The following is a 2,759-nucleotide window of genomic DNA, read 5'->3' as shown; positions in this document are numbered from 1 at the left end:
CGCCGAGGACGGGCTGCTGCTGTCGTACCCGCACCCGGCGCCCGGTGTGCCGACACTGCCCGAGCTGGGCCCGCGCTGGCCGCTGGAGCGCACCGTGGAGGGCGACTACACCCTCACCGACCCGGCCACGGGGCGTGTCTGGTACTTCACCGGCCCAGCGGGCGGGGGCGACGGCGAGGCCCTGCTGGCGGAGATCGGCGACCGCAACGACCACCGCCTGACCTTCGAATACGACACGCAGGGCACCCCTACCGGCATCGTCCACAGTGGCGGCTACCACCTCAAAATCACCACCGCCGACGGCCGTATCACCGCCCTCCACCTGGCCGGCGCGGCACCGGAGGGCAGTGATCAGGAGCTCATCCGCTACGCCTACACCGACGGCAACCTCACTGCCGTCACCAACTCCTCCGGGCTGCCGCTGCGCTTCGAGTACGACGCCGAGCGCCGGATCATCGCCTGGATCGACACCAACGACCGCCGCTACGACTACGTCTACGACCAAAACGACCGAGTCATCGCCGAGGGCGGCACCGAGGGCCATATCTCCCTGCACATCGACTACGGCCCGGTCGACGAACGGACCGGTCACCGGGTCACCACGGTCACCACCCCCGAGGGCCACACCACCCGCTATCTGGTCAACGACCGCTGCCAGGTCATCTCCGTGACCAACCCGCTCGGCCACACCACCCGAACCCGGCAAGACCGTCGCGGCCGGATCCTGTCCCAAACCGACGCGCTCGGCCAGACCACCGGCTACACCTACGACGCGGCCGGCCGGCTGACCTCCCTGGTCAAGCCCGATGGCGCCCAGCGGACCGCCTCCTACAACGACATGGGGCTCCCCGTCGAGGTCGTCCAGGCGGACGGGGCCACCTGGCGTTACGCGTACGACGAGCGGGGCAACCGCACTGCCGCCACCGACCCGTTGGGCCACACCACCCGCCACACCTACGACGGCCACGGCCATCTGGCCTCGGTCACCAACCCGCTCGGCGACACCACGCGCGTCCGCTGCGACCCGGCCGGGCTCCCCGTCGAGATCACCGACCCCCTCGGCGCGACCACCACCTACCACCGCGACGCCTTCGGCCGCCCCACCGCCATCACCGACCCCCTCGGCGCCACCACCTGCCTGGAGTGGAGCGTCGAAGGCAAGCTGCTCCGCCGCACCGCCCCGGACGGCGCCGAGCAGCGCTGGACGTACGACGGCGAGGGCAACCTCACCGTTCACAGGGACGCGAGCGGCGGCCTGACCCGTTACGAGTACACCCACTTCGACCTGCTGGCCGCCCAGACCGGTCCGGACGGCGCCCGCCACCAGTTCACGCATGACACCCGGCTGCGCCTCACCGAGGTGACCAATCCACAGGGGATGACCTGGGGTTACACCTACGATACGGTCGGCCGGCTGCTCGCTGAGACGGACTTCGACGGCCGCACCCTCAGCTATGAGTACGACGCGACCGGCCGGCTGATCTCCCGCACCAACCCGCTGGGCCAGACAGTCTCCCTCGAACGCGACGTGTGCGGCCGGGTCGTGCGCAAGGACGCCGACGGCCAGGTCACCACCTTCTCCTACGACCCGGCGGGTCGGCTGACGGAGGCCGTCGGCCCCGAGATGTCGGCGGTGTTCGGGCGGGACCGGATGGGCCGGGTGACGACCGAGATGGTCGACGGCCGGGTACTGACCCATGCCTACGACGCCCTCGGCCGCCCCGTACGCCGCACCACGCCATCCGGCGCGAAGTCCACGTTCTCGTACGACGCGGCAGGCCGTCGCACCACGCTGGCCACCTGCGGCCAGACCCTCGACTTCACGTACGACGCGGCGGGCCGAGAGACCGCCCGCCGACTCGGCGACACCGCGACCCTGGCACAGATCTGGGACCCGGCCGGAAGGCTGGCCGAGCAGACCCTGACCGGCCCGGCGGGCGACATCGCCCAGCACCGCGCCTACACCTACCGCGCCGACGGCCATCTGACCGGCATCGACGACCGGCTGCGCGGCCCCCGCGCCTTCGACCTGGACGACGCGGGCCGGGTCACCGCCGTGCGCGCCCAGGGCTGGACGGAAACCTACGCCTACGACGAGGCGGGCAACCAGACCCACGCCACCTGGCCGGACAGACACCCCGACGCCGACACCACCGGCGCCCGCGCCTACACCGGCACCCGCATCACCCGCGCCGGACGCGTCCGCTACGAACACGACGCCGCCGGCCGCCTCACCCTTCGCCAGAAAACCCGCCTGTCAGCCAAACCGGACACCTGGCGCTACACCTGGGACGCCGAAAACCACCTCACCACCCTCACCACCCCCGACGGCACCCTCTGGCGCTACCTCTACGACCCCCTCGGCCGCCGCACCGCCAAACAACGCCTCGCCGATGACGGCGAAACCGTGGTGGAACGAGTCGACTTCACCTGGGGCGGCCGCACCCTCGTCGAACAGACCACCACCGCCCCGGGCCTCCCTGATCCGGTGACTCTGACCTGGCATCACGACGGTGTTCGGCCGGTGGCACAGACCGAGCGCATCACCGAAGCCACCAGCCGGCGCGAGATCGACCGCCGCTTCTTCGCCATCGTCACCGACCTCGTCGGCACCCCCACCGAGCTCGTCGACGAGAGCGGCGACATCGCCTGGCGCACCCGTACCACCCTCTGGGGCACCACGGCGTGGGAGCGCGGCAGCACCACCTACACCCCGCTGCGCTTCCCCGGCCAGTACTACGACCCCGAAAGCGGCCTCC

Annotated in this window: 1 protein-coding gene; it reads left to right on the top strand. The window is 71.4% G+C overall.

Annotated elements, in window-relative coordinates:
- Positions 1–2,759: RHS domain-containing protein (locus tag CCN51_RS43850; RefSeq protein WP_143676091.1), on the top strand; the 2,759-nt coding region annotated here is incomplete at both ends.

Origin of the sequence: Streptomyces milbemycinicus, from assembly GCF_002154605.1 — a bacterium.
Classification (GTDB): domain Bacteria; phylum Actinomycetota; class Actinomycetes; order Streptomycetales; family Streptomycetaceae; genus Streptomyces; species Streptomyces milbemycinicus.
The sequence above is the reverse complement of the archived record's forward strand: the minus strand, read 5'-3'. Positions and strand labels throughout refer to the sequence as shown.